The sequence below is a fragment of the Piscinibacter sp. HJYY11 genome (assembly GCF_016735515.1).
In the GTDB taxonomy this organism is placed as follows: Bacteria; Pseudomonadota; Gammaproteobacteria; order Burkholderiales; family Burkholderiaceae_C; genus Rhizobacter.
Genome location: NZ_JAERQZ010000001.1, coordinates 748,419 through 771,197, shown reverse-complemented (window position 1 = coordinate 771,197; position 22,779 = coordinate 748,419). Strand labels below are relative to the sequence as shown.

The following is a 22,779-nucleotide window of genomic DNA, read 5'->3' as shown; positions in this document are numbered from 1 at the left end:
GCCGTCAGTACATCAGCCGATCCGGCCGGATGTCGCGCAGGATGGTGGTCGCGATCTCTTCGATCGACTTGTGCGTGGACGACAGCCACGAGATGCCTTCGCGACGCATCATGCTTTCGGCCTGGGCCACCTCGCGCTTGCAGTTCTCGAGATTGGCGTACTGGCTGTTCGGCCGGCGCTCGTTGCGGATCTCGGCCAGTCGTTCTGGCGCGATGGTCAGCCCGAAGCACTTGGCCTTGTGCGGCGCCAGGCTCTTGGGCAGCTCGTTGCGCTCGAAGTCTTCGGGGATCAGCGGGTAGTTGGCCGCCTTGATGCCGTGCTGCATGGCGAGGTAGAGCGAGGTGGGCGTCTTGCCGCTGCGGCTCACGCCGACGAGGATCACGTCCGCCTGCTCCAGGTTCTTCGCCGACTGGCCGTCGTCGTGCGCGAGCGAGAAGTTGATGGCCTCGATGCGGTCGGTGTACTCCTGGCTCTTCGACACATCGGCGAAGCGCCCGATGCGGTGGTTCGACTTGACGCCGAACTCGGCCTCCAGCGGCTCGATGAAGGTGTTGAACATGTCCAGCACCATGCCCTTGCTGGCCTTGAGCACGCCCAGCATGTCCGGGTCGACCAGGGTCAGGAAAACGACCGGGCGTACACCTTCGAGCTCGGCCGTCTGGTTGACCTCGCGCACCACCTGGTGGGCCTTGTCCAGGGTGTCGATGAAGGGTCGGCGCACGTGGCGCGGCTTGCCCGGGAACTGCGCCAGGATCGAGTTGCCGAAGGTTTCGGCCGTGATGCCGGTGCCGTCAGAGACAAAGTACACAGTGCGGTTCGGCATATGGAATCTCGGCCCGTGGAGTGAGGGGGTCGATCATAGGCAAATCGGGCCTAGAATCTTTTCAGACTCTTCCCAGTCGCACCACGCATGCCACCGCCTGCACTCCAACCACAACTCGATACGCAGCGAGTCGCCTCGCCGCTGGAGCCCTTGATCGGCTCGCGGCCCCGCTGGGAAGCACCGGTTTACCAACATCACGGAGCTTTCCCATGTCTTCCATCAATCTGGCGACCGCCCTGGTCGTGCCGTTTGAACACCTGAGGATGACCGACGTCGAGTCGGTCGGCGGCAAGAACGCCTCCCTCGGCGAGATGATCAGCCAGCTGGCAGCCTCGGGCGTGCGTGTGCCCGGCGGCTTTGCCACCACGGCCCATGCCTTCCGCCGCTTCCTGGCGCACAACGGCCTGGCCGAGCGCATCAACAAGCGGCTGGACACCCTCAACACCGAAGATGTGCGTGCGCTGGCCGAAGCGGGTGCCGAGATTCGCCGCTGGGTCGAAGAAACCCCATTCCCGGCCGATCTGCAAGAGGCCATCACCACCGAGTTCGCCAAGCTGACCGCCGGCAACCCGGCAGCCTCGTTTGCCGTGCGCTCCTCGGCCACCGCCGAAGACCTCCCCGACGCCAGCTTCGCCGGCCAGCAGGAGACCTTCTTGAATGTTGTCGGCATCGAGGACGTGCTGCACAAGATGAAGGAGGTCTTCGCCAGCCTCTACAACGACCGTGCCATCAGCTACCGCGTGCACAAGGGCTTCGCCCACACCGACGTGGCCCTGTCGGCCGGTGTGCAGCGCATGGTGCGCTCCGACCTGGGCGCGGCCGGCGTCATGTTCACCATCGACACCGAGAGCGGCTTCAAGGATGTCGTCTTCATCACCTCCAGCTACGGCCTGGGCGAGACGGTGGTGCAGGGCGCCGTCAACCCCGACGAGTTCTACGTGCACAAGCCCGCGCTCAAGAACGGCAAGCAGGCCCTCATCCGCCGCAACCTCGGCTCCAAGCTCATCAAGATGGAGTTCGCCACCCCCGAGGAGAAGAAGGCCTCGGGCAAGCTCGTGAAGACGGTCGACACCGCGACCGAGTTGCGCAACCGCTACTCGCTCAGCGACGCCGACGTGACCGAGCTCGCCAAGTACGCCCTCATCATCGAGCAGCACTACGGCCGCCCGATGGACATCGAGTGGGGCAAGGACGGCGGTGACGGCCAGCTCTACATCCTGCAGGCCCGTCCCGAGACCGTGAAGAGCCAGCAGGCCGGCAAGGCCGAGCAGCGCTACAAGCTCAAGGGCACGGGGACCGTGCTCGCGGAAGGCCGCGCCATCGGCCAGAAGATCGGCACCGGCCCCGTGCGCATCGTGCACAGCCTGGCCGAGATGGACACCGTGCAGCCCGGCGACGTGCTCGTCACCGACATGACCGACCCCAACTGGGAGCCGGTCATGAAGCGCGCGAGCGCCATCGTCACCAACCGCGGCGGGCGTACCTGCCACGCGGCGATCATCGCCCGCGAGCTGGGCATCCCCGCCGTCGTCGGCTGCGGCGACGCCACCGACACCCTGAAGGACGGCGCGCTGGTGACGGTCGCCTGCTCTGAGGGCGACACCGGCTACATCTACGACGGCCTGCTCGAGACCGAGATCACCGAGGTCGACCGCGGCGAGCTGCCGTACTGCCCGATCAAGATCATGATGAACGTGGGCAACCCGCAGCTCGCGTTCGACTTCGCGCAGATGCCCAACAGCGGCGTTGGCTTGGCGCGGCTCGAGTTCATCATCAACAACAACATCGGCGTGCACCCGAAGGCGATCCTCGACTACCCCAACATCGACATCGACCTCAAGAAGGCAGTGGAGTCGGTGGCGCGAGGCCATGCCTCGCCGCGCGCCTTCTACGTCGACAAGCTGACCGAAGGCGTGGCCACCATTGCGGCCGCTTTCTGGCCCAAGCCGGTGATCGTGCGCCTGTCGGACTTCAAGTCCAACGAGTACCGCAAGCTCATCGGCGGCAGCCGCTACGAGCCCGAGGAAGAGAACCCGATGCTTGGTTTCCGCGGCGCCTCGCGCTACGTGAGCGACGGGTTCGGCGATGCCTTCTCGATGGAGTGCGAGGCCTTGAAGCGCGTGCGCAACGACATGGGCCTGACCAACGTCGAGATCATGGTGCCCTTCGTGCGCACGCTCGGCCAAGCCAAGCGCGTGACCGAGATGCTGGCCGAAAAGGGCCTGAAGCGCGGGCAGGACGGTCTGCGCATCATCATGATGTGCGAGATCCCGAGCAACGCCGTGCTGGCGGATCAGTTCCTCGAGTTCTTCGACGGCATGTCGATCGGCTCCAACGACCTGACCCAGCTCACGCTGGGCCTGGACCGCGACTCGGGCATGGAGATCCTCGCCGCAGACTTCGACGAGCGCGACCCGGCGGTGAAGGCGCTGATCTCGCGCGCCATCACGGCCTGCCGTGCGGTGGGCAAGTACGTGGGCATCTGCGGCCAGGGGCCGAGCGACCACGCGGACTTCGCCGACTGGCTGGCACAGGAGGGCATCGTGTCGATCTCGCTCAACCCGGACACGGTGGTCGACACCTGGAAGCGGCTCGCGACGCGCCGCTGATCGCGCAACAGCACTCCCGTCGAGGGTAGATGAGGATGGCACGGGGCCGCTGCGCCCCGTGAGAATGGCCCGCCATGGCCGGCCCCTCTCCAGCATCCGATGACCTGAGCTCGCCCGCGTTCATTCGGCGGCTCAATCGGGTCTATGGCGCCTATGTGCTGGGGCTGCTGCTCTTCATCGCCGGCCTCGCCGGGCTGGAGGCGATGGGCATGTCGCGCCGGTGGATCGGCGCGATCTTCCTGCTCTCGACCGTGCTGCTGTATGCCGGCATTGGGGTGCTGTGCCGCACCTCGGAGGCAGACGAGTACTACGTGGCCGGCAGACGGGTGCCGGCGGCCTACAACGGCATGGCGACCGCGGCCGACTGGATGTCGGCCGCCTCGTTCATCAGCCTCGCTGGCACGATGTACCTGCAAGGCTATGCGGGCCTCGCGTTCATCATGGGATGGACGGGCGGCTACTGCCTGGTGGCCTTGCTGCTCGCGCCGTACCTTCGCAGCTTCGGCCAATACACGATCCCCGATTTCCTCGGCGCGCGTTACGGCAGTCATGGTCCGCGGCTGATGGGCGTGCTGGCGACCATCCTGTGCTCGTTCACCTACGTGGTGGCCCAGATCTATGCGATCGGCCTGATCGCGAGCCACCTCGTCGGCGTGGGTTTCGAGATCGGCGTGTTCCTCGGGCTGGGCGGCATCCTCGTGTGCTCGTTTCTCGGCGGCATGCGCGCGGTCACGTGGACCCAGGTGGCGCAGTACATCGTGCTCGTGGTGGCATTCCTGGTGCCGGTGTTCTGGTTGTCGGTCAAGCAGACCGGCGTGCCGGTGCCCCAGCTGGTCTATGGCCAGCAGCTGGAGAAGGTGACCGAGCGTGAGCAGGCTCTGCGGGCCGACCCGCGCGAGCTGGAGGTGATCGCGCTCTACAAGGCCCGGGCCGAGGAATACGCGGCCAAGCTGAAGGACGTGCCGACGGCACTCGCGCGTGACCAGGAGATCGCGCGCAAGCGTGTACAGCAACTGCGGGCGGAAGACGCGCCTCTCGCGCACATCCAGTCTGCGGAAAAAGCCTTGCTCGCCTTGCCTCGCGATGCCGAGACGGCACGACGCGTCTGGTCGCAGGCCAAGGCGGCCGCAGAGGCGAGGGCGCAGCCGCTGGGCGGGTTGCCGCCCCACGGCACCGCCTACGCGGGTGACCCGAAAGGGACGGCCGCGCAGCAGCGCGATTTCGACGACTCACGACGCAACTTCCTCGCGCTCGTCTTCTGCCTCACCATCGGCACCGCAGCCTTGCCGCACCTGCTGTCGCGCAGCTACACCACACCATCGGTGCGCCAGGCACGCCAGTCGGTGACGTGGTCGCTGTTCTTCATCCTGCTGTTGTACCTGTCGGCCCCGGCGCTGGCGGTGATGGTCAAGTTCGAGGTGTTCAACGTGCTGGTCGGCACACCGTTCGACCAGCTGCCGGGCTGGATTGCCAACTGGGCCAAGGTCGACCCCGGGCTCCTGAGCGTGAGCGACATCAACGGCGACAAGGTCCTCCAGCTAGGCGAGATCCGCATCGGCAGCGACATGGTGGTGCTTGCCACGCCCGAGATCGCGGGGCTGCCCTTCGTCGTGTCGGGCATGGTGGCGGCCGGGGCCCTGGCGGCGGCGCTCTCGACGGCCGATGGCCTGCTGCTCACCATCTCGAATGCCTTGTCGCACGACGTGTACTTCAAGGTCGTCGACGCGCGTGCGTCCAACAGCCGGCGGGTCACCACCTCGAAGATGCTGCTGCTGGTGGTGGCGTTGAGTGCGGCGGCGGTGGCAGCGCAGAAGCCGGCCGACATCGTGTTCCTGGTGTCGGCCGCGTTCTCGATCGCGGCGTCGGCTCTGTTCCCGGCGCTGGTGCTGGGTGTGTTCTGGAAACGGGCCAACGCCATCGGCGCGGTGGCCGGCATGGTGGCCGGCCTGTCGGTCTCGCTGTACTACATGGTCCGCAACGAGGCGTGGATGCGTGACATCGTTCACGTGGCGGCGCCGATCGATCTCTGGCTCGGCATCCAGCCGATCTCGGCGGGGGTGTTCGGGGTGGCGGCCAGTCTCCTGGTCACCGTCGCCGTGAGCCTGCTGACGCCCGGGCGGCCGCAAGCGGCGGGCGAGTTCCTGGCGTCGATCCGCTTGCCGAGGCGGCCGCAGTAGCGCCTTGGCGCCCTGAGGGCGGTTTCAGAGTAGAATCGCGGGCTTCCCTTGCCACACCCGGTCCGACGAGCATTCTGCTTGGCACTCCTGCCAGGCGTTGCGCCCGAAGACACGACGCCTACGGGGTGGCTTCCACACTGGAAACCAGAAGGAGTCCTATGCGTCATTACGAAATCATCCTGCTCATCCATCCGGATCAGAGCGAACAAGTTCCGGCCATGCTGGAGCGCTACAAGGGCATCGTCACCAATGGTGGTGGCAAGGTGCACCGCGTGGAAGACTGGGGCCGTCGCCAGATGGCTTACCTGATCCAGAAGCTGGCCAAGGCCCACTACCTCTGCATCAACATCGAATGCAGCAAGGAAGTCCTCGGCGAACTGGAGACCGGCTTCCGCTTCAACGACGCCGTGCTGCGTCACCTGACCGTCGTCAAGACCAAGGCCGAGACCGGCCCGTCGGTGATGATGAAGTCGGTGGAAAAGGACGAGGCCCGCAAGGCGCCCCAGCAGGAGGCTTCGGCCTGATTGAAAGTGCCCCGGCGCTCCTGAGAGCGAGGCTGGCATGAACCGCATGGTTCTGTCGGCGCAGCTGGTGGAGCGAGGTGCGGTGCGATACACCCCCGCTGGTCTTCCAGCTTGCGATTTCGGGCTCAAGCACGAATCGCAGGTCACCGAAGCCGGCACCCCTCGCAAGGTCTCCCTGGAGATGCGCGCAGTGGTCATCGGGGATCTCGCACAGCGCCTCATGAAGCTGGAGATCGGAAGCACCGGTACCTTCGCCGGCTTTCTGACCCACCAGCGCAATGGCCGAGGCACCGTCCTGCATGTGACCGAATTTGAATGAGCTGCAGTCCCTGGTGACGAGCTCTTGTTTGTTCCGGATTGAATTTCTAGAGAGGTGAGATATGCCCCCGCCACGTGGTAAAGGTCGGTTCTCGAAGGACCGCAAGCCCAAGCGCAACCAACAGTCCCTGCTGTTCCGCCGCAAGCGTTTCTGCCGCTTCACGGTGACCGGCGTCGAAGAGATCGACTACAAGGACATCGACACGCTGCGCGACTTCATCGGTGAAAACGGCAAGATCACGCCCGCCCGCCTGACCGGCACGCGCGCGTTCTTCCAGCGCCAGCTCACCACCTGCATCAAGCGCGCTCGCTTCCTGGCCCTGCTGCCGTACAGCGACCAGCACAAGGTCTAAGGAGCCACAGACATGCAAGTGATCCTGCTCGAAAAAGTGGCCAACCTCGGCAATCTTGGCGACGTCGTCAAGGTCAAGGACGGTTATGCCCGCAACTTCCTGATCCCGACCCGCGCCGCACGCCGTGCGACCGAAGCCGCGATCAAGGAATTCGAAGCCCGTCGCGCCGAGCTCGAGAAGGCTGCCGCTGAAAAGCTGGCCGCTGCTCAAGCGCTGGGTGAAAAGATGAACGGCCGCACCGTTCACATCACGCAGAAGGCCGGTGTGGATGGCCGCCTGTTCGGCTCGGTGACCAATCACGACATCGCCGATGCGCTCAATCGCATCGACTTCAAGGTCGTCAAGTCGCAGGTCCGCCTGCCGAACGGCCCGCTGAAGACGGTTGGCGAGCACACTGTGACCGTCGCACCGCACTCCGATGTGGTGGTCGAGGTCAAGGTGGTGGTGGTGGGCGAGACCGACTGAGGTCCTGCCGTGCCACAGAGAAGGGTCGGCTTTGCCGGCCCTTTTTCATTGGGCTTTGAGTTTTCCCTGTCTATCCGCAGCTTGACCACGCGATATGCACAGGGTTGCGCACAGGGCGTTCCCCCGGGTACGCAGTTTGCACTCTCGCTCCTAGGATCAAAACGATGTCGTCGGTCTTCAACCTCCCCCATCAAGCTGGCGCCGATCCGCGCGACGACGAAGTCGCACGCCTGCGCATCCCGCCGCACTCGATCGAAGCCGAGCAGAGCGTGCTGGGCGGCCTGCTGATCGACAACAGCGCCTGGGACCGCGCCGGTGACCTGCTCACCGACAGCGACTTCTACCGACACGAGCACCAGCTCATCTATGGGGCCATCGGTGGTTTGATCAACCAGGCGAAGCCTGCCGACGTGATCACCGTCTTCGAGCAGCTGCAGAGCCTGGGCAAGGCCGAGGCTTGCGGCGGCCTCGTCTACCTCAACGCGCTGGCGCAGAGCGTGCCCAGCGCCGCCAACCTGCGCCGCTACGCCGAGATCGTGCGTGAGCGCGCCGTGCTGCGAAAGCTGGTCGCTGCGAGCGACGAGATCGCCACTGCGGCCTTCAACCCGCAAGGCCGCCCGGTGCCGCAGATCCTCGACGAAGCCGAGAGCAAGATCTTCAAGATCGGCGAAGAAGGCTCGCGTTCGCGCCAGGGCTTCATCAGCATGGACACGCTGGTCGTGCAGCTCATCGACCGGGTGAACGAGCTGCATGAGAACGGCGCCGAGGAAGTGACCGGCGTGCGCACCGGCTTTTACGACATGGACAAGATGACCGCCGGCCTGCAACCCGGCGACCTCATCGTGCTGGCCGCCCGCCCCTCGATGGGCAAGACCGCCTTCGCCCTCAACATCGCCGAGAACGTGGCCGTGAACGAAGGCCTGCCAGTCGTCGTGTTCTCGATGGAAATGGGCGCCGCGCAGCTCGCCCTGCGCATGGTGGGTTCGCTCGGCCGCATTGACCAGTCGCACCTGCGCACTGGCAAGTTGCAGGACGACGAATGGGGCCGGCTGTCCGAAGCCGTCGAGAAACTGGGCAAGGCCGCCGTCTTCATCGACGAAGGCTCGGCCCTGTCGCCCAGCGAACTGCGCGCGCGCGCACGGCGCCAAGCCCGCCAATGCGGCCAGCTTGGCCTGATCGTGGTCGACTACCTGCAGCTGATGAGCGGCAGCGGTGGCGGCAGCGAAGAAAACCGCGCCACCGTCATCGGTGAGATCTCGCGCGGCCTCAAGTCGCTGGCCAAGGAGCTGCGCTGCCCGGTGATCGCACTCTCTCAGCTCAACCGAAGCGTGGAGACCCGCACCGACAAGCGCCCGATGATGAGCGACCTGCGCGAGTCAGGCGCCATCGAGCAGGACGCGGACGTGATCATGTTCATCTACCGCGACGACTACTACAACAAGATGGACGGCCCCACGCCGTCGAAAGAGCCAGGCGTGGCCGAGATCATCATCGGCAAGCAGCGTAACGGCCCGACCGGCACGGTCAAGCTCGCGTTCCTCAAGCCGCTCACCAAGTTCGAGAACATGGCACCGGGCAGCGGCGGTGGCGACTTCTACTGAGATCCTGGACTGCCGTGAGGCTTTCCGATCAGCGCGTCGTCTCGGCAAAGGTGCGAGCCGCCATGTCGGCCACCTGCTGGCCGGCGGCGACCACGCGGTTGCGGCCTGATCGCTTGGCCTGGTAAAGCGCCGCATCGGCGGCCTCGACCACGGCTGCTGCCGTGCTGCCATCGGAGGGGAAGGCTGCCACGCCGAACGAAGCGGTCACACGCACGGCGCTGGCCGCTTCGCGGAAGCTCAGGCCACGCACCCGGGCGCACAGATCTTCCGCCTTTTGCACCGCATCGTCGCGCGGGCACTCGGGCAGGATGAGGATGAACTCCTCGCCACCGAGGCGGCAGGCGATGTCGCTGGCGCGCACCGCCCCTTGCAGGCACTGGCCGGTGCCCTTGAGCACGGCGTCACCGGCTGCGTGGCCATGGGTGTCGTTGACCTTCTTGAAGTGGTCGAGGTCGACCACCACCACCGACAGCGACGACTGCGTGCGCTGCGCGCGCAGCAGCTCGCGGGCGAGCGTTTCTTCCATGTAGCGGCGGTTGTACATGCCGGTGAGCGGGTCCTTGATGGACTGGTCGCGCAGCACCTGGCGCAACTTGGCGTTCGACAGCGACAGGGCCACCTGCTCGGCGATGGTCTGTGCCATCAGCGCGGTGGCGGCCGCCGCGGGCTTGGCGGCAGGGTCGTCCGACCACACGTGCAGCTGGCCCATCACTTCGCCATAGGCCATCAGCGGCAGGCAGAGGTGGAAGCCGGTGATGGCGCTGTCGGCGTAGTGACGGCAACGCAGGTCCGAGGGGCTGGTGCAGACGTGCGTCTGCCCGCGGCGCAAGCCCCAGCAGGCGCTCGGCTCCATCATGGCCTCGTGGCGGGTGGCACCTTCGCCCCAGGCGCCGGCATGCTCCAGCACGTCGGCCGAGTTGCGGAAGAGGTAGACCGCGCCCGACGTGGCGGGCAGGAGGCGGTGGCAGTAGAGGCTCGTGACTTCGAGCGCTTCGACCAGGCTCATCTCGGTCTGCAGCACGCGCGACATCTCCCCGAGCGACAGCACCTCGTCGTTGCGCCGCTGCAGCGCGGCCACGCCTTCTTCCAGCTGCGCGCTGGTGGCACGCAGCGCGTCGGCTGCGCGCTCGCGCGCGCGCATCGAGTGCAGGATCACGCGGCCCAGATAGAAAAGCAGCGCAAAGGTGAGCAGCGTGCTGCCCAGTGAAAAGGCGATCGACCAGGTGACCTTGCGCGTCAGCTCGGCGTCGATGTCGGCAAGCTCCTCGACCCGGCGCGCGACCAGCCCGTCGACCAGGCGGCGCAGGTCGTCCATGTAGCGCTTGCCGGTACCGCTGCTCACGGCCTGCTGGGCGGCCTCGAAGCCGTCTCTCCGACGCAGCTCGACGTTGCGCTGGAGATCGGCCACCTTCAGGCGCGTGCTGGCGACGATGCGGGTCACGAGCTCGCGCGCCTCGGTCGATTCACCGGCGTAGCGGCTTTCCAGGCGCGACAGCTCCGGCGGCAGCTCGGCCATGGCCACGTTGTAGGTTTCGAGAAAATCTTCGCGGCCGGTGACGATGTAGCCACGCTGGCCGGTCTCGGCGTCGACCACCAGCGATTCCACGCGGCGCAGCGACTGCACCTGGCGGTCAACCACCTCCCGTGCATGCCGGGTTTCGTTGACCCAGCCAAGGCTGAGCGGCGGCACCGCCGCGGTGATGCACATCACGACGGCGGCGATCAGGGCGCCCGCGGTCAGGCGTTTTTGGTATTGGGTCAGCATGTGGACGGAGCTCGTCCCGCGAGCGTAGACGGACGAACCGTGTGCTGATCGCGAGAAAAGCGGGAAGCTTTCTTTCCAACGGGGTCTTGATGCTGTATAAAAATACAGTATGACGCTTCCCAAGCCTGACACGCCTCAAGCCCAGGTGCCCGTGAAAGGGCGGGGCACCAACTGGGCCATCGTGCACCGCTACGCCCGCCAGGCGGGCGAAAGTTTCGACGACGGCTGGGGTTCGATCGACCAGATGGCCGAAGAGGAGCACCTGCCGCGCGAGACGCAGATCATCGAGGAGCGGGTGAAGTCGGTGCTCTCCAGCAACGACTCGCCCGACATCGGCTTCGACCTCTCGGTCAACCCGTACCGCGGCTGCGAGCACGGCTGCATCTACTGCTTCGCACGGCCCACGCACAGCTACCTCAACCTCTCGCCGGGGCTCGATTTCGAGACCAAGATCATCGCGAAGGTCAACGCCGCGGAGCGTCTGCGTGAAGCCTTTGCCAGCCGCGCGTACGAGCCGTCGATGATCAACATCGGCGCGGCCACCGATGCCTACCAGCCCATCGAGCGCAAGCTCGGCATCACACGCTCGATCATCGAGCTGCTGCACGAGTGCCGGCATCCGTTTTCCATGGTCACCAAGTCGTCGGGCATCGAGCGTGACCTGGACCTGATCGTTCCCATGGCCGAACAGCGGCTGGTGGCGATCTACGTCTCCATCACCTCGCTCGACCCGAAGCTCGCCCGCATCCTCGAGCCCCGCGCGGCGGCGCCGCACCGGCGCTTGCGCGTGGTCGAGACGCTGGCCAAGGCCGGCGTGCCGGTGGGCGTGAGCGTGTCGCCGGTGATCCCCTTCATCAACGAGCCGGAGCTCGAGCGCATCCTCGAAGCCGCCGCCGAGGCGGGGGCGCAGTCTGCGTTCAGCATCGTGCTGCGGCTGCCCTGGGAGGTGAACCCGCTTTTCCAGCAATGGCTCGACCAGCACTACCCCGACCGCGCGGCGCGCGTGATGGCCCGCATCCGCGAGATGCGTGGCGGCAAGGACTACGACGCGAGCTTCGGCACGCGCATGAAAGGCACGGGGGTGTGGGCGCAGCTCTTGCGCCAGCGCTTCGACAAGGCTTGCGCGCGGCTCGGGCTGAACAAGACGCGCATCGAGCTCGACCTGTCGCTGTTTCGCAAACCGGTGATCGCGGCAGAACCGGCGAAGCGCTCGCGGCCGGCCGACGACGGGCAAGGCGAATTGTTCTGACGTCCTGGCGCTTTCAGGCCGCGGCTTCTTCCGGAGGCTCTTCGGCGCCGGGCTCGGCCGGGCGCACGTCACGCAGGTTCAGGGCACCGGGCTGGCGCCCGCCCGATTGGCCCAGCATCGCAGCACTCACGCCGACGGCGTAGAGGTCGCGCAGCGCGTCGGCGCGTTGCTGCAAGCCCGCGGCGTCGTCGATGCGTGGGCCGTGGCGCTGCAGCGTCATGCGCGCCATGTCGATCAGCTTGGCGTTGTAGGTGCGCTCGGCATGCGCGAGCAGCGCCTGCACGGCGGAGCGATGGTTGCCCTGCACCGTGTGCGTCACGGCCTGCTCGGCCATCTCGCTGATGCGCGCATGTGCCTGGCGCACGCGCTCGGCAAAAGGCGGGTGCGTGGCGGCGGCGCCGGCCAGCAGCTCGGTGAGGCCCTTGGAGCTGGCGAAGCGCAGCCCCAGCGTGTCGACCCAACCTTCGCAACCATCGAGCTGAAGCTCGCCGGCGGTCAGTTGTGCGAGCAGTGCCAGCAGGTTGCAGCCGGCTTCCACGTCGAGACCGGGCTCGTCGAGCTTGCTGAACAGGACCTTGACCTCGGCCACCACGGCCGCCACCTGCTTCAGCAGCATCAGGTTGAGCACCGACACGATGCTCGCGAAACGCTGCAGGCGCTTGCTGTTGGGAGCACGCTCCAGCGCATGCTGCACGTTGTCGACGCAGCGCTGCAGGCCTTTGCTGTCACGCTGCTGGAAACGGCTGAAGGCCAGCAGCACGAGCGACTGGAAGTCGAACATCTTCGAACTGATGCCGAGCGTGGCCGCCCGGTCGAGCATCTTGGCGGCCTCGTCGCGGTCGCCCATGAAGAAGGCGAGCATGCCGTGTTTCTGCAGCCGGGCAATCGAGCTCGGCGTGAGCGAGCTGGCCTTGCGGAAGGTGTCCAGCGCTTCGCCGAGGTTGCCTTGCTCGACCTGCACGCGGCCCATCACGTCGTAGGCGTCGACATGGCTCGGGTGGTCGCCGATCAGCGTCTCCAGCGTGCGCATGGCCTGCGTCGGCTGGTTGGCGTCGATCTGCGCACGCGCAATGCCCAGGCGCGCCCAGGGCAGGGCGCCGGTTTCGAGCACGGCCTCGCAGAGCTTCTTGGCCTCGTCGTGCATGCCCTGGCGCAGCAGCAGCTCGGAGCCGATGCGCGCCGCATAGAGCCAGTAGATCGAACGGCTGGCAAAACGCTGCAGGCACAGGCGTGTGGCCTGCTGGTAGTCGCCTTGCTCGATGGCGGTGAAGATGTCGGCCAGCGTCTTCTTGCGCTTGCGCGCCTGCGTCAGGCGTTCGCCGAGCGACGTGGCGGTGTGCGGCTTGAGCAGGTAGCTGTCGAGGGCGGACTCGGCCGCGTCGGCCACCATCGTGTACGAGGCCTCGCCGGTGACGATGATGAAGACGGTCGAGAAGGGCAGCAGCTGCGCGCGGCGCAGGTCGTCGAGCAGGTGCTGCGCGGTGTAGCCGGGGTCTTCCTGGTCGAAGCGGTGCTCGCACAGCACCACATCGAACGGGCGGGCTTCGAGCTGCTTGCGGGCGTCCTTGATGCGGCCGCATTGCACGACCGTGCCCACGCCGAACTCTCTCAGCTGCGCTGAGAGGATGCTGCGCGAGGTCGGGTTGCCATCGACAACCAGAGCCTTGCAGTCGGCGATTTCACGGTCCAGCAGTTGCACGGGGTCTCCAGGGGGCGCGCGGCGGCGCGTGAACTACTGCCGCCTTTGCGCCATCTCCCTGGAGTTATCGGCCCCGCCGAAAGCCGACTTGAGCCGGAGGACTTACTTGAAGAGGTCCTTGACCCGGTTGGTCCAGCTCTTGGCGTTGGGTGAGTGCTTGTCGGGCGACTTGGCCAGCGACTCGTCGAGCTCGCGCAGCAGCTTGCGCTGATGCTCGGTGAGCTTGACGGGCGTCTCGACGCTCACGTGGGCGTAGAGGTCGCCTGGGTAGCTGGAGCGCACGCCCTTGATGCCCTTGCCGCGCAGGCGGAAGGTCTTGCCGTGCTGCGTGCCCTCGGGCAGGTCGATCTCGGCCTTGCCGCCCAGCGTGGGCACTTCGATCGTGCTGCCGAGCGCGGCGGTGGTGATGCTCACCGGCACAGTGCAGTGCAGGTCATCGCCATCGCGCTCGAAGATCTCGTGCTGCTTGATGCGGATCTCGATGTACAGGTCACCGGAGGGCCCGCCGTTGGTCCCGGGCTCGCCATTGCCGGCCGAGCGGATGCGCATGCCTTCGTTGATGCCGGCGGGGATCTTCACCTCCAGCGTCTTGTTCTTCTTGATCTTGCCCTGGCCGTGGCAGGTGATGCACGGGTCGGGGATCACGCGGCCCGTGCCGTGGCAGTGCGGGCAGCTCTGCTGGATGCTGAAGAAGCCCTGGCGCATGGTGACGGTGCCGGCGCCGTTGCAGCTCGGGCAGGTCTTGGCCTGCGTGCCGGGCTTGGCACCGCTGCCGTGGCAGGTGCCGCATTCTTCCCAGCTGGGGATGCGGATCTGCGTCTCCTTGCCGTGGGCGGCCTCCTCGAGCGTGATCTCCATCGTGTAGCTGAGATCGCTGCCCCGGTAGACCTGCTGGGCCCGGCGCTGGCCGCCGGCCTGGCCGCCGAAGATGTCGCCGAAGATGTCGCCGAAGGCCTCGGCGAAACCACCGAAGCCCTCCGCGCCCGGGCCGCCCGGGCGGAAGCCGCCGGCGCTCGGGTCGACACCGGCGTGGCCGTACTGGTCGTAGGCCGCGCGCTTCTGCGGCTCGGAGAGCATCTCGTAGGCCTCCTTGACCTCCTTGAACTGCTCTTCGGCCTTCTTCGCGCCGTCCCCCTGGTTGCGGTCAGGGTGGAACTTCATGGCCAGCTTGCGGTAGGCCTTCTTGATGTCGTCATCGGAGGCGTTTTTCGCCACGCCGAGAACTTCGTAGTAGTCGCGCTTTGCCATGTGGTGTGCTGCTGATCTGGGTCGCTGTCGTTTCTACCGTCGCGCCCTTGAACGCGAAATCCCCCGCGTGCTGGTTTTGACAGCCCACGGGGGAATGTCTGGCAGCGGCGGTGCCGCCGTGGGCCAGGTTACTTCTTGTCCTTCACTTCCTTGAAGTCGGCGTCGACGACGTTTTCGTCGGCGGGCTTCGAGCTGCTGCCGCTGGTGCCGCCCGTCGGGGCTTCCGGCTGGGCGGCGGCGCCTGCCGCGGCCTGTGCCGCCTGGGCGTCGGCGTAGACCTTCTCGCCCAGCTTCTGGCTGGCGGTCATCAGCGCTTCGCTCTTGCCGTCGATCAGGTCCTTGTCGTCGCCCTTGATCGCCTCTTCGGCTTCCTTCAGGGCCGCCTCGATCTTTTCCTTCTCGCCGGCATCGAGCTTGTCACCATATTCGCTGAGAGACTTCTTCACGCTGTGCACGAGTGCGTCGGCCTGGTTGCGGGCCTGCACGAGCTCGAGCTTCTTCTTGTCTTCGGCAGCGTTGAGCTCGGCGTCTTTCACCATGGCCTGGATCTCGTCTTCCGACAGGCCCGAGTTCGCCTTGATGGTGATCTTGTTTTCCTTGCCGGTGCCCTTGTCCTTGGCGCCCACGTGCAGGATGCCGTTGGCGTCGATGTCGAAGCTCACCTCGATCTGCGGCGTGCCGCGCGGTGCGGGCGCGATGCCTTCGAGGTTGAACTCGCCCAGGCTCTTGTTGCCCGCAGCCATCTCGCGCTCGCCCTGGTACACCTTGATCGTCACCGCCGGCTGGCCGTCTTCCGCGGTCGAGAAGACCTGCGAGAACTTGGTCGGGATGGTGGTGTTCTTCTTGATCATCTTGGTCATCACGCCGCCCATCGTCTCGATGCCGAGGGACAGCGGGGTGACGTCGAGCAGCAGCACGTCGGTGCGGTCGCCGGCCAGCACCTGGCCCTGGATGGCGGCGCCCACGGCCACCGCTTCGTCAGGGTTGACGTCCTTGCGCGGCTCCTTGCCGAAGAACTCCTTGACCTTCTCCTGCACCTTGGGCATGCGGGTCATGCCGCCGACCAGGATCACGTCGTCGATCTCGCTCGCGTTGACGCCGGCATCCTTGATGGCGGTGCGGCACGGGGCGATGGTGCGCTCGATCAGGTCTTCGACCAGGGCTTCGAGCTTGGCGCGCGTGAGCTTGAGGTTCAGGTGCTTCGGGCCCGAGGCATCGGCCGTCACGTACGGCAGGTTGATGTCGGTCTGCGAGCTGTTCGAGAGCTCGATCTTGGCCTTCTCGGCCGCTTCCTTCAGGCGCTGCAGCGCGAGCACGTCCTTCGACAGGTCGACGCCTTGCTCCTTTTTGAACTCGGCAATGATGTAGTCGATGATGCGCTGGTCGAAGTCTTCACCGCCGAGGAAGGTGTCGCCGTTGGTGGACAGCACTTCGAACTGCTTCTCGCCGTCGACGTCGGCGATCTCGATGATCGAGATGTCGAAGGTGCCGCCACCGAGGTCGTACACCGCGATCTTGCGGTCGCCCTTGGCGGCCTTGTCGAGCCCGAAGGCGAGCGCGGCAGCGGTCGGCTCGTTGATGATGCGCTTGACATCCAGGCCGGCGATGCGGCCGGCGTCCTTGGTGGCCTGGCGCTGGCTGTCGTTGAAGTAGGCCGGCACCGTGATCACGGCTTCGGTCACGGTCTCGCCGAGGTAGTCCTCGGCGGTCTTCTTCATCTTGCGCAGCACTTCGGCGCTGATCTGCGGCGGGGCGAGCTTGTTGCCGCGCACCTCAACCCAGGCGTCGCCGTTGTCGGCGGCCGAGATCTTGTAGGGCATCAGGTCGATGTCCTTCTGCACTTCCTTCTCGGTGAACTTGCGGCCAATGAGGCGCTTCACCGCGTACAGCGTGTTGCGCGGGTTGGTGACGGCCTGGCGCTTGGCCGAGGCGCCGACGAGGATCTCACCGTCCTCCTGGTAGGCAATGATCGAGGGCGTGGTGCGCGCACCTTCGCTGTTCTCGATCACCTTGGTGGTGTTGCCCTCCATGATGGCCACGCACGAGTTGGTGGTGCCGAGGTCGATGCCGATGATCTTTGCCATGTTGGTTTACTCCTGAAGACTGAAATTCGGTTGTTCTCGAGTTGTGGATAACTGCGTGCTTTTCAAGGGTGCACGCTTGTGGGTTCTTTACTTCGGCGCGGCCACCGTCACGAGCGCGGGGCGCAGCACGCGGTCGGCGATCAGGTAGCCCTTCTGCAGCACGGTGACCACCGTGTTGGCGTCCTGCTCGGCGGGCACCACGCTGATGGCCTGGTGCTGGTGGGGGTCAAACTTGGTGGAGGCCGGCGGGTTGATCTCGACCACCTTGTTGCGCTCGAGCGCAGCCGCGAGCTGGCGCAGCGTCGCGTGCACACCTTCGAGCAACTGCTCGGGCGTGGCGGCCTGGATGGCGATGGCGGCCTCGAGGCTGTCTTTCACCGGCAGCAGGCTCTCGGCGAAGCCTTCGACGGCGAACTTGCGGGCCTTGCTGATCTCTTCCTCGGAACGCCGGCGAATGTTCTCGGCCTCGGCCTTGGCGCGCAGGTAGGCGTCTGACATCTCGGCCAAGCGGTTTTCGAGGGAGGGCTGGTCAGCGACGGCGGCAGCCGAAGAGGGCTCTGCGGCGGCGGCCGGGTTCTGGGTGTCGGCTGCGGCGGTGGCGGCCGTGTCCTGGGTGTTGTCTTCCGTGTTCTGCATGGGTCGGATACCTGTCGAAGCGGGGCATGTGGGTCATGCCCGCGGGATTTCAAGAGCGGGAAATGCGAATTTTTCAGGCCGTTGTCAGTCGGGGTCGATGGAGGCGCTCCAGCGGTCCCAGTCGGCCAATTTGCGCCGGTCGCGCTTGGTGGGGCGACCCTGTTCGATGGCCAGGGCCGGCTCCGGCGTCTCGCGCCGTTGGCGGGCGGCCTCTTCCCGGCGGGCGATGCTCTCCGGTGTTTCTTCGTAGAGCGCCTGGGCGACGGGCGCCGGGCCACGCACATGGCTCACGCCCACCACCTTGATCGTGCGGGCGGTCTGGGCCGCCTGGCGGATCTCCAGCAGGTCGCCGGGCCTGAGTTCCCGGGCCGGCTTGGCGACCTGACCATTGACCTGCACCCGGCCCTTGTCGATCTCCTGGGTGGCGAGACTGCGGGTCTTGTAGAACCGCGCAGCCCAGAGCCACTTGTCGAGCCGCACGCCTGGAGCCGCCTTGTCGCTCATGCCGTGTTCAGGGAATGGTGACCGGGGCGAGCTTCTGCGTGTCCCACCCCTGCAGGTGGCGCAAGGCGAGCGCGGTCAGGGCCGCCATCCATTCGTGCTGGTCGTTCAGACATGGCACGTAGTTGAAGTCGGTACCGCCAGCCTTCAAGAAGGCGTCGCGCGCTTCCTGGGCGATTTCTTCCAGCGTTTCCAGGTTGTCGGCCACGAAGCCCGGGCACATCACGTCCACCTTCTTCACGCCCTGTTTGGCCAGCTGCACGAGCGTCGGCTCGGTGTAGGGCTTGAGCCACTCGGCGCGGCCGAGGCGGCTCTGGAAGGTGACGACGAGCTTGTCGGGCTTGACGTCGGCACGGGCGGCCACGAGGCGGGCGGTCTCCATGCACTCGTCGAAGTAGGGGTCGCCGAGTTTCTGCGTGCGCTTGGGCATGCCGTGGAAGCTCATCACCAGGCGCTCGCCGCGGCCATGGGTCATCCAGTGGTCGGACAGGCGCTTGGCCAGCGCATCGATGTAGCGCGGGTCGTCGTGGAAGCGGTTGACGAAGCGGATTTCGGGCAAGACGCGTTCGCGCTTGCCCCAAGCATAGACCGCATCGGCGACGCTGGCAGTGGTGGCGGCACAGTACTGGGGGTACATGGGCAGCACCAGCACACGGCGTGCCCCCCCGGCCTTGAGCTCATCCAGCACCGAGGCGATCGAGGGCTTGCGGTAGCGCATGGCGAAACGCACCGTCACCTTGTGGCCGCGTTCACCCAGGTAGCCAGCCAGCAGCTTGGCCTGCTTGTCGGTCCAGATCGTCAGCGGCGAACCTTCCGGACGCCAGATGCTGGCGTAGCGCCTGGCCGACTGGGCCGGGCGGGTGCGCAGGATGATCCCGTGCAGGATCGGACACCAGATGACGCGCGGGATCTCGACGACACGGGGGTCGTGCAGGAACTCCGCCAGGTATTCGCGCACCGCCGGTGTGGTGGGGGCGTCGGGGGTGCCGAGGTTGCACAGCAGGATGGCGGTGTCGGGTGCGGGCATCGAGGCGGTGGGATGGCGCCGCCGGGCGTGGCGGGCAGGCCGGGATTATCGCGGCGCCCCGGCCACCGCCGATCAGGCCGCGCCGCGGCTGCGCTGCAGGCACTGCTCCACGTCGGCCAGCACGGTCGCAACGTTGATCGGCTTCGTCCAGTAGCCGATGAAGCCGGCCTCGTAGGCGCGCTGCACGTCGTCGGGCATCGCGTCGGCCGAGCACATGTACGCGGGTGCGGTGTCGAGGCCCGGCAGGGCGCGCAGCAGGCGCAGCACCTCGAAGCCGGTGGCGCCGGGCAGGTGGGCGTCGAGCACCAGCACTTCGGGTTGCCACTCCCGAGCAATGGCGAGCGCCTCGTCGCCGTCTTCGGCCACGCGCAGCTCGACGCGCTCGCCGTGCAGGCGCATCGCCTCCTCGAACAGGATGGCGTTGATGCGGTTGTCTTCGACGTAGAGCATGCGCAGGGCGCGCGTCTCGGTCGGCAGCAGCATCGGGGCGGGCTCCACCGGGGGCACTTCGGGCGCCTCGGTCGGCTGCAGTTGCAGGCGCACGCTGGTGCCGATGCCCGCCCGGCTCACGATGGACAGGCGGCCGCCGATGGCCTGGGTGAGGCTGCGCGCGATGATGAGACCGAGGCCGGTGCCTTCGATGGTGGAGGTCTCGCGGCCCAGGCGCTCGAAGGGCTGGAAGAGCCGGCTCATCTGCTCCTCGGTCATGCCGGAGCCGGTGTCCTCGATGCACAGCGCCAAGTGGTCGGGCAGGGCGTCGAGTCGCCAGCGCACGATGCCGCCGGGGTGGTTGTACTTGATGGCGTTGGAGCCCACGTTGAGCAGCACCTGGCGCAGCCGCTGCATGTCGGCCTGCACCCAGGTGCCGGCGGGCACGTCCAGTTCGAAGCGCACGTTGGCCGCCTTCGCGAGCGGCATCAGCAGCTCGGTGGTGCGTGTGACGGCGAGGTGCAGGTCGACCGGGTGCAAGTGCAGCGTGACCGCGCCTTGCTCGATCTTCTGCAGGTCGAGCACGTCGTCGATGAGCGCCAGCAGGTGCTCGCCGGCCTCGAGCACATGACCGGCATAGTCGCGCACCGTGGCTGCATCGAGGTTGCCCGGGCTGAGGTTGAGCAGCTGGGCGAAGCCGATTACCGCATTGAGCGGCGTGCGCATCTCATGGCTCATGCGCGACAGGAACTCGCTCTTGGCGTGGCTGGCGAGCTCGGCGGCCTGCTTGTCGCGCAGCGCCTGCTCGGAGTGGCGCTGCTGGGTGATGTCGCGGAAGGTCAGCACCACCGCGAAGGTCTGCGCCTCGGGACGCAATTGCAGCGGGTGCGCATTCAGCGCCACCCAGCGTTGCTCGCCGTCGGTGCGGCGCAGGGCATGGATCTGATTGACCAATGGCTGGTCGGTGGCAATGACGCGCAGCACGGGGTGCTGGTCGCTCGGCAGGGGGGCGGCGTCGGGGCCCAGCAGCTCGAATGGCCAGTCGCCGCTCTCTGCGTTCATGAGCGCCGTCTGTTCGGCGCCGACGATGTCGCAGCCCGCGGGGTTCACCGCGAGGATGCCGAGCGCCGGCGTGACCACCAGCAGGCCGTCGCTGATGGCGAGTGCCACGGAGCGGTACAGCTCCTCGGACAGGCGCAGCTTGTCGGCGGCGCGGGTCTGCTCGGTCACGTCGCGCTGCACGCCGATGTAGTGGGTGAGCTCGCCGTTCGCATTGCGCACCGGGGCCACATGCACGGCGTTGGAGAAGATGCTGCCGTCCTTGCGCACGTTGCGGATCGTCACCGAGGCAGAGCGGCCATGCGCAATCGCTTCGCGCAGGGTGCTGCAGCCGGGTTCGTCGCGCAGGTGGCCCTGGAGGAAGCGGCAGTTCTGCCCGAGCGCTTCGGCGCGGCCGTAGCCGGTGAGTCGCTCGAAGGCAGGGTTGATGTAGATGAGCGGCATGTCGGGCTGCGTCGCGTCGGACACGCACATCGACAGCGAAGCCTCGGCCTCGAAGGCGCGCTGCATGATCAGCACGTCGCGCTCGAGATTGCGCAGCTCGGTGAGGTCGCGGGTGACGTAGAGCACCCGCTGCTGGGGCATGGGCGAGATGCGGGCCTCGAAGGCACGCTCGACGCCGTCGGCCGTGGTCAGGTCGTACTGGATGCGCTGCACCTCGCCGGTGGCCAGCGCCCGCCCGATGGCCGCCAGCGCAAGCTCGGCGATCGGGCGCGGCACGCCGGCATCGAAGGTCTTGCCGCGCACCTTGTCCCATGGCTGCACCAGCAACGGGTGCTTGTCGGAGCTGCAGTCGAGGTAGCGGCCGTCGGCATCGAGCACGAACCACAGGTCGGGCACCGCGCCGAGCACCGCGCTCAACTGGTCCTGCGACTCGCGCAGCTGCGCCTGCTGTCGCGCCAGTGCGAGCTCGGCTTCCTTGCGATCGCTGATGTCGATCGACAGGTGGACCACGCTGCCGTCGTTGAGCAGCCGGTCGCTCAAGATCACCCAGCGCCCCTTCCAGCGCATCTCGTGCTGCTCGCCGCGCGGCGAGGCGAGTGACAGGCGCCAGCGCACGAAGTCGGCGCGGTCTTGCGCCGCGGGGTATTCGCCCGCGTCGGCCATGCGCTGCACCAGCTCCGGCCACGTGGGGTTGTCGTGCATGTACTCGGCGAGGCTGCGGCGCCACACGGCGTTGGCGATCACGACACGGCCTTGCGGGTCGGAGATCATCACGCCGGCGGTGAGGCTGTCCATCGCCTCGTTCAGCAGGCGCTCAGCGGCGCGCGCTGCACGCTGGGCCTCGATGCGCTCGGTGACGTTGCTGGTGGTGCCGCGGTAGCCGCGGAAGACACCCGCTTCATCGAACACTGGCGTGCCGCTGATGCTGACCGTGATGCGGCCGGTGGGGGAGGGCCGATGGGCCAGCACGTCGCGGAAAGGCGCGAACTGCGAACGGGCCTCCTGATAGCGTTCCCAGGAGTTGGTGAGGTCGTCCGCCACCGGCTCGTTGATCTGCTGCAGCGTGCGCCCGATGACGAGGTTGGGCGGCAGGCCTGTGTGGGCCTGCACGCCGGCCGAGACCCAGCGCACGCGGCCTTGGTCGTCGCTTTCCCAGAGCCAATCGGAGCTCGACAGGCTGGCCTCGCGCACGCGCTCGGCATGGTGGCGCCAGAGGCATTCCTTCAGGCGCGCATCGAGCAGGGCACCCGCGAGCGTGGCCGTTTCCCGCAGCGCGGCGAGCGTGTTGTCGTCGAAGTGGCCGCAACTCGGGTGTGCCATGCCGAGCAAGCCGACCGGGTGCTGCTGGGCGAGCACGCGGCATGCAGCCCAGGTCGAGCCGGAGGCGTCGGTGCCTTGCTGCAAGGGGCTGGTGTCGAGCGGCAGGGTGACGGCGAGCTCGGTCGCCACCAGGGGAAGCCTGGGCTCGGCGAGCCCGCTGTGGGCCTTGAGGTGAGGGCGCTGCTGGTCGTCGAGCACCGCGAGCCACACGGCGGCTCCGGGTATCTGGCGGGCCAGCAGCCGCACCAGGATGTCGAACTCTTCCTCGGGCGCTCCACCGAGCTTGCCGACTGCCCGCAGCGTGCCCTCGCGGCTGGCCTCGACAGTGGTGGTGGCCATGACCGGGGCGGGCGCCGTTCAACGCGTCGCCGAAGCGACGTCAACGAGGCAGAAACCGGCCCACAACATGCCGATGACTTTAGCGGAGAAGGCCAAACTCAAGGGGCCA

The 22,779-nt window shown here is 66.9% G+C and carries 17 protein-coding genes; 8 read left to right on the top strand and 9 right to left on the bottom strand.

Annotated features, from left to right (window positions below; translation table 11 throughout):
- Nucleotides 1-4: 4 nt before the first annotated feature.
- Entirely contained in the window at nt 5-823 is an 819-nt protein-coding gene (locus tag JI745_RS03460) for a pyruvate, water dikinase regulatory protein (protein ID WP_201803771.1), read from the bottom strand.
- A gap of 209 nt (nt 824-1,032) precedes the next feature.
- On the opposite strand from JI745_RS03460, the gene ppsA reads away from it, so the two are divergent.
- The 7 genes from ppsA to dnaB all read left to right on the top strand — a co-directional run bounded on the left by ppsA (nt 1,033) and on the right by dnaB (nt 8,870).
- Entirely contained in the window at nt 1,033-3,432 is a 2,400-nt protein-coding gene (gene ppsA / locus JI745_RS03455; RefSeq protein WP_201803768.1) for a phosphoenolpyruvate synthase, read from the top strand.
- 74 nt (nt 3,433-3,506) lie between these two features.
- A complete protein-coding gene (locus tag JI745_RS03450; protein ID WP_201803766.1) occupies nt 3,507-5,609 on the top strand; it encodes a sodium:solute symporter family protein in 2,103 nt (700 codons plus the stop codon).
- 158 nt (nt 5,610-5,767) lie between these two features.
- A complete protein-coding gene (gene rpsF, locus JI745_RS03445) occupies nt 5,768-6,133 on the top strand; it encodes a 30S ribosomal protein S6 (protein ID WP_201803765.1) in 366 nt (121 codons plus the stop codon).
- A 37-nt stretch (nt 6,134-6,170) separates the two neighbouring features.
- Nucleotides 6,171-6,452, top strand: a complete 282-nt coding sequence (gene priB, locus JI745_RS03440) for a primosomal replication protein N (RefSeq protein WP_201803763.1) — start codon at nt 6,171-6,173, stop codon at nt 6,450-6,452.
- 61 nt (nt 6,453-6,513) lie between these two features.
- Nucleotides 6,514-6,804: a 30S ribosomal protein S18 gene (rpsR, locus tag JI745_RS03435; protein WP_201803761.1), complete on the top strand. Its 291-nt coding sequence runs from the start codon at nt 6,514-6,516 to the stop codon at nt 6,802-6,804.
- Nucleotides 6,805-6,816: 12 nt separating this feature from the next.
- Complete coding sequence (gene rplI, locus JI745_RS03430; protein ID WP_201803760.1) at nt 6,817-7,269, top strand: 50S ribosomal protein L9; 453 nt, start codon at nt 6,817-6,819, stop codon at nt 7,267-7,269.
- Nucleotides 7,270-7,433: 164 nt separating this feature from the next.
- Nucleotides 7,434-8,870, top strand: a complete 1,437-nt coding sequence (gene dnaB / locus JI745_RS03425; RefSeq protein WP_201803758.1) for a replicative DNA helicase — start codon at nt 7,434-7,436, stop codon at nt 8,868-8,870.
- Between the two features lie 28 nt (nt 8,871-8,898).
- On the opposite strand, the gene JI745_RS03420 is transcribed toward dnaB, so the two are convergent.
- Nucleotides 8,899-10,635, bottom strand: coding sequence for a diguanylate cyclase (locus JI745_RS03420; protein ID WP_201803755.1), 1,737 nt, complete (start codon nt 10,633-10,635; stop codon nt 8,899-8,901).
- A gap of 109 nt (nt 10,636-10,744) precedes the next feature.
- On the opposite strand from JI745_RS03420, the gene JI745_RS03415 reads away from it, so the two are divergent.
- A complete protein-coding gene (locus JI745_RS03415; protein ID WP_201803752.1) occupies nt 10,745-11,884 on the top strand; it encodes a PA0069 family radical SAM protein in 1,140 nt (379 codons plus the stop codon).
- 13 nt (nt 11,885-11,897) lie between these two features.
- On the opposite strand, the gene JI745_RS03410 is transcribed toward JI745_RS03415, so the two are convergent.
- The 7 genes from JI745_RS03410 to JI745_RS03380 all read right to left on the bottom strand — a co-directional run bounded on the left by JI745_RS03410 (nt 11,898) and on the right by JI745_RS03380 (nt 22,670).
- Nucleotides 11,898-13,583 carry a tetratricopeptide repeat protein gene (locus tag JI745_RS03410; RefSeq protein ID WP_310738473.1) on the bottom strand — a complete coding sequence of 562 codons (1,686 nt, stop codon included), beginning with the start codon at nt 13,581-13,583 and terminating at the stop codon, nt 11,898-11,900.
- Between the two features lie 102 nt (nt 13,584-13,685).
- Entirely contained in the window at nt 13,686-14,831 is a 1,146-nt protein-coding gene (gene dnaJ / locus JI745_RS03405) for a molecular chaperone DnaJ (RefSeq protein WP_201803749.1), read from the bottom strand.
- 128 nt (nt 14,832-14,959) lie between these two features.
- Nucleotides 14,960-16,915, bottom strand: a complete 1,956-nt coding sequence (dnaK, locus tag JI745_RS03400; protein WP_201803746.1) for a molecular chaperone DnaK — start codon at nt 16,913-16,915, stop codon at nt 14,960-14,962.
- An 87-nt stretch (nt 16,916-17,002) separates the two neighbouring features.
- A complete protein-coding gene (grpE, locus tag JI745_RS03395; protein WP_201803744.1) occupies nt 17,003-17,551 on the bottom strand; it encodes a nucleotide exchange factor GrpE in 549 nt (182 codons plus the stop codon).
- A gap of 84 nt (nt 17,552-17,635) precedes the next feature.
- Nucleotides 17,636-18,055: an RNA-binding S4 domain-containing protein gene (locus JI745_RS03390; RefSeq protein WP_201803741.1), complete on the bottom strand. Its 420-nt coding sequence runs from the start codon at nt 18,053-18,055 to the stop codon at nt 17,636-17,638.
- Between the two features lie 7 nt (nt 18,056-18,062).
- Nucleotides 18,063-19,079: a ferrochelatase gene (hemH, locus tag JI745_RS03385; RefSeq protein ID WP_201803738.1), complete on the bottom strand. Its 1,017-nt coding sequence runs from the start codon at nt 19,077-19,079 to the stop codon at nt 18,063-18,065.
- Between the two features lie 72 nt (nt 19,080-19,151).
- Nucleotides 19,152-22,670 (bottom strand): PAS domain-containing protein, encoded by a 3,519-nt coding sequence (locus JI745_RS03380; protein WP_201803736.1) that lies wholly within the window; start codon nt 22,668-22,670, stop codon nt 19,152-19,154.
- Between the last annotated feature and the right edge of the window lie 109 nt (nt 22,671-22,779).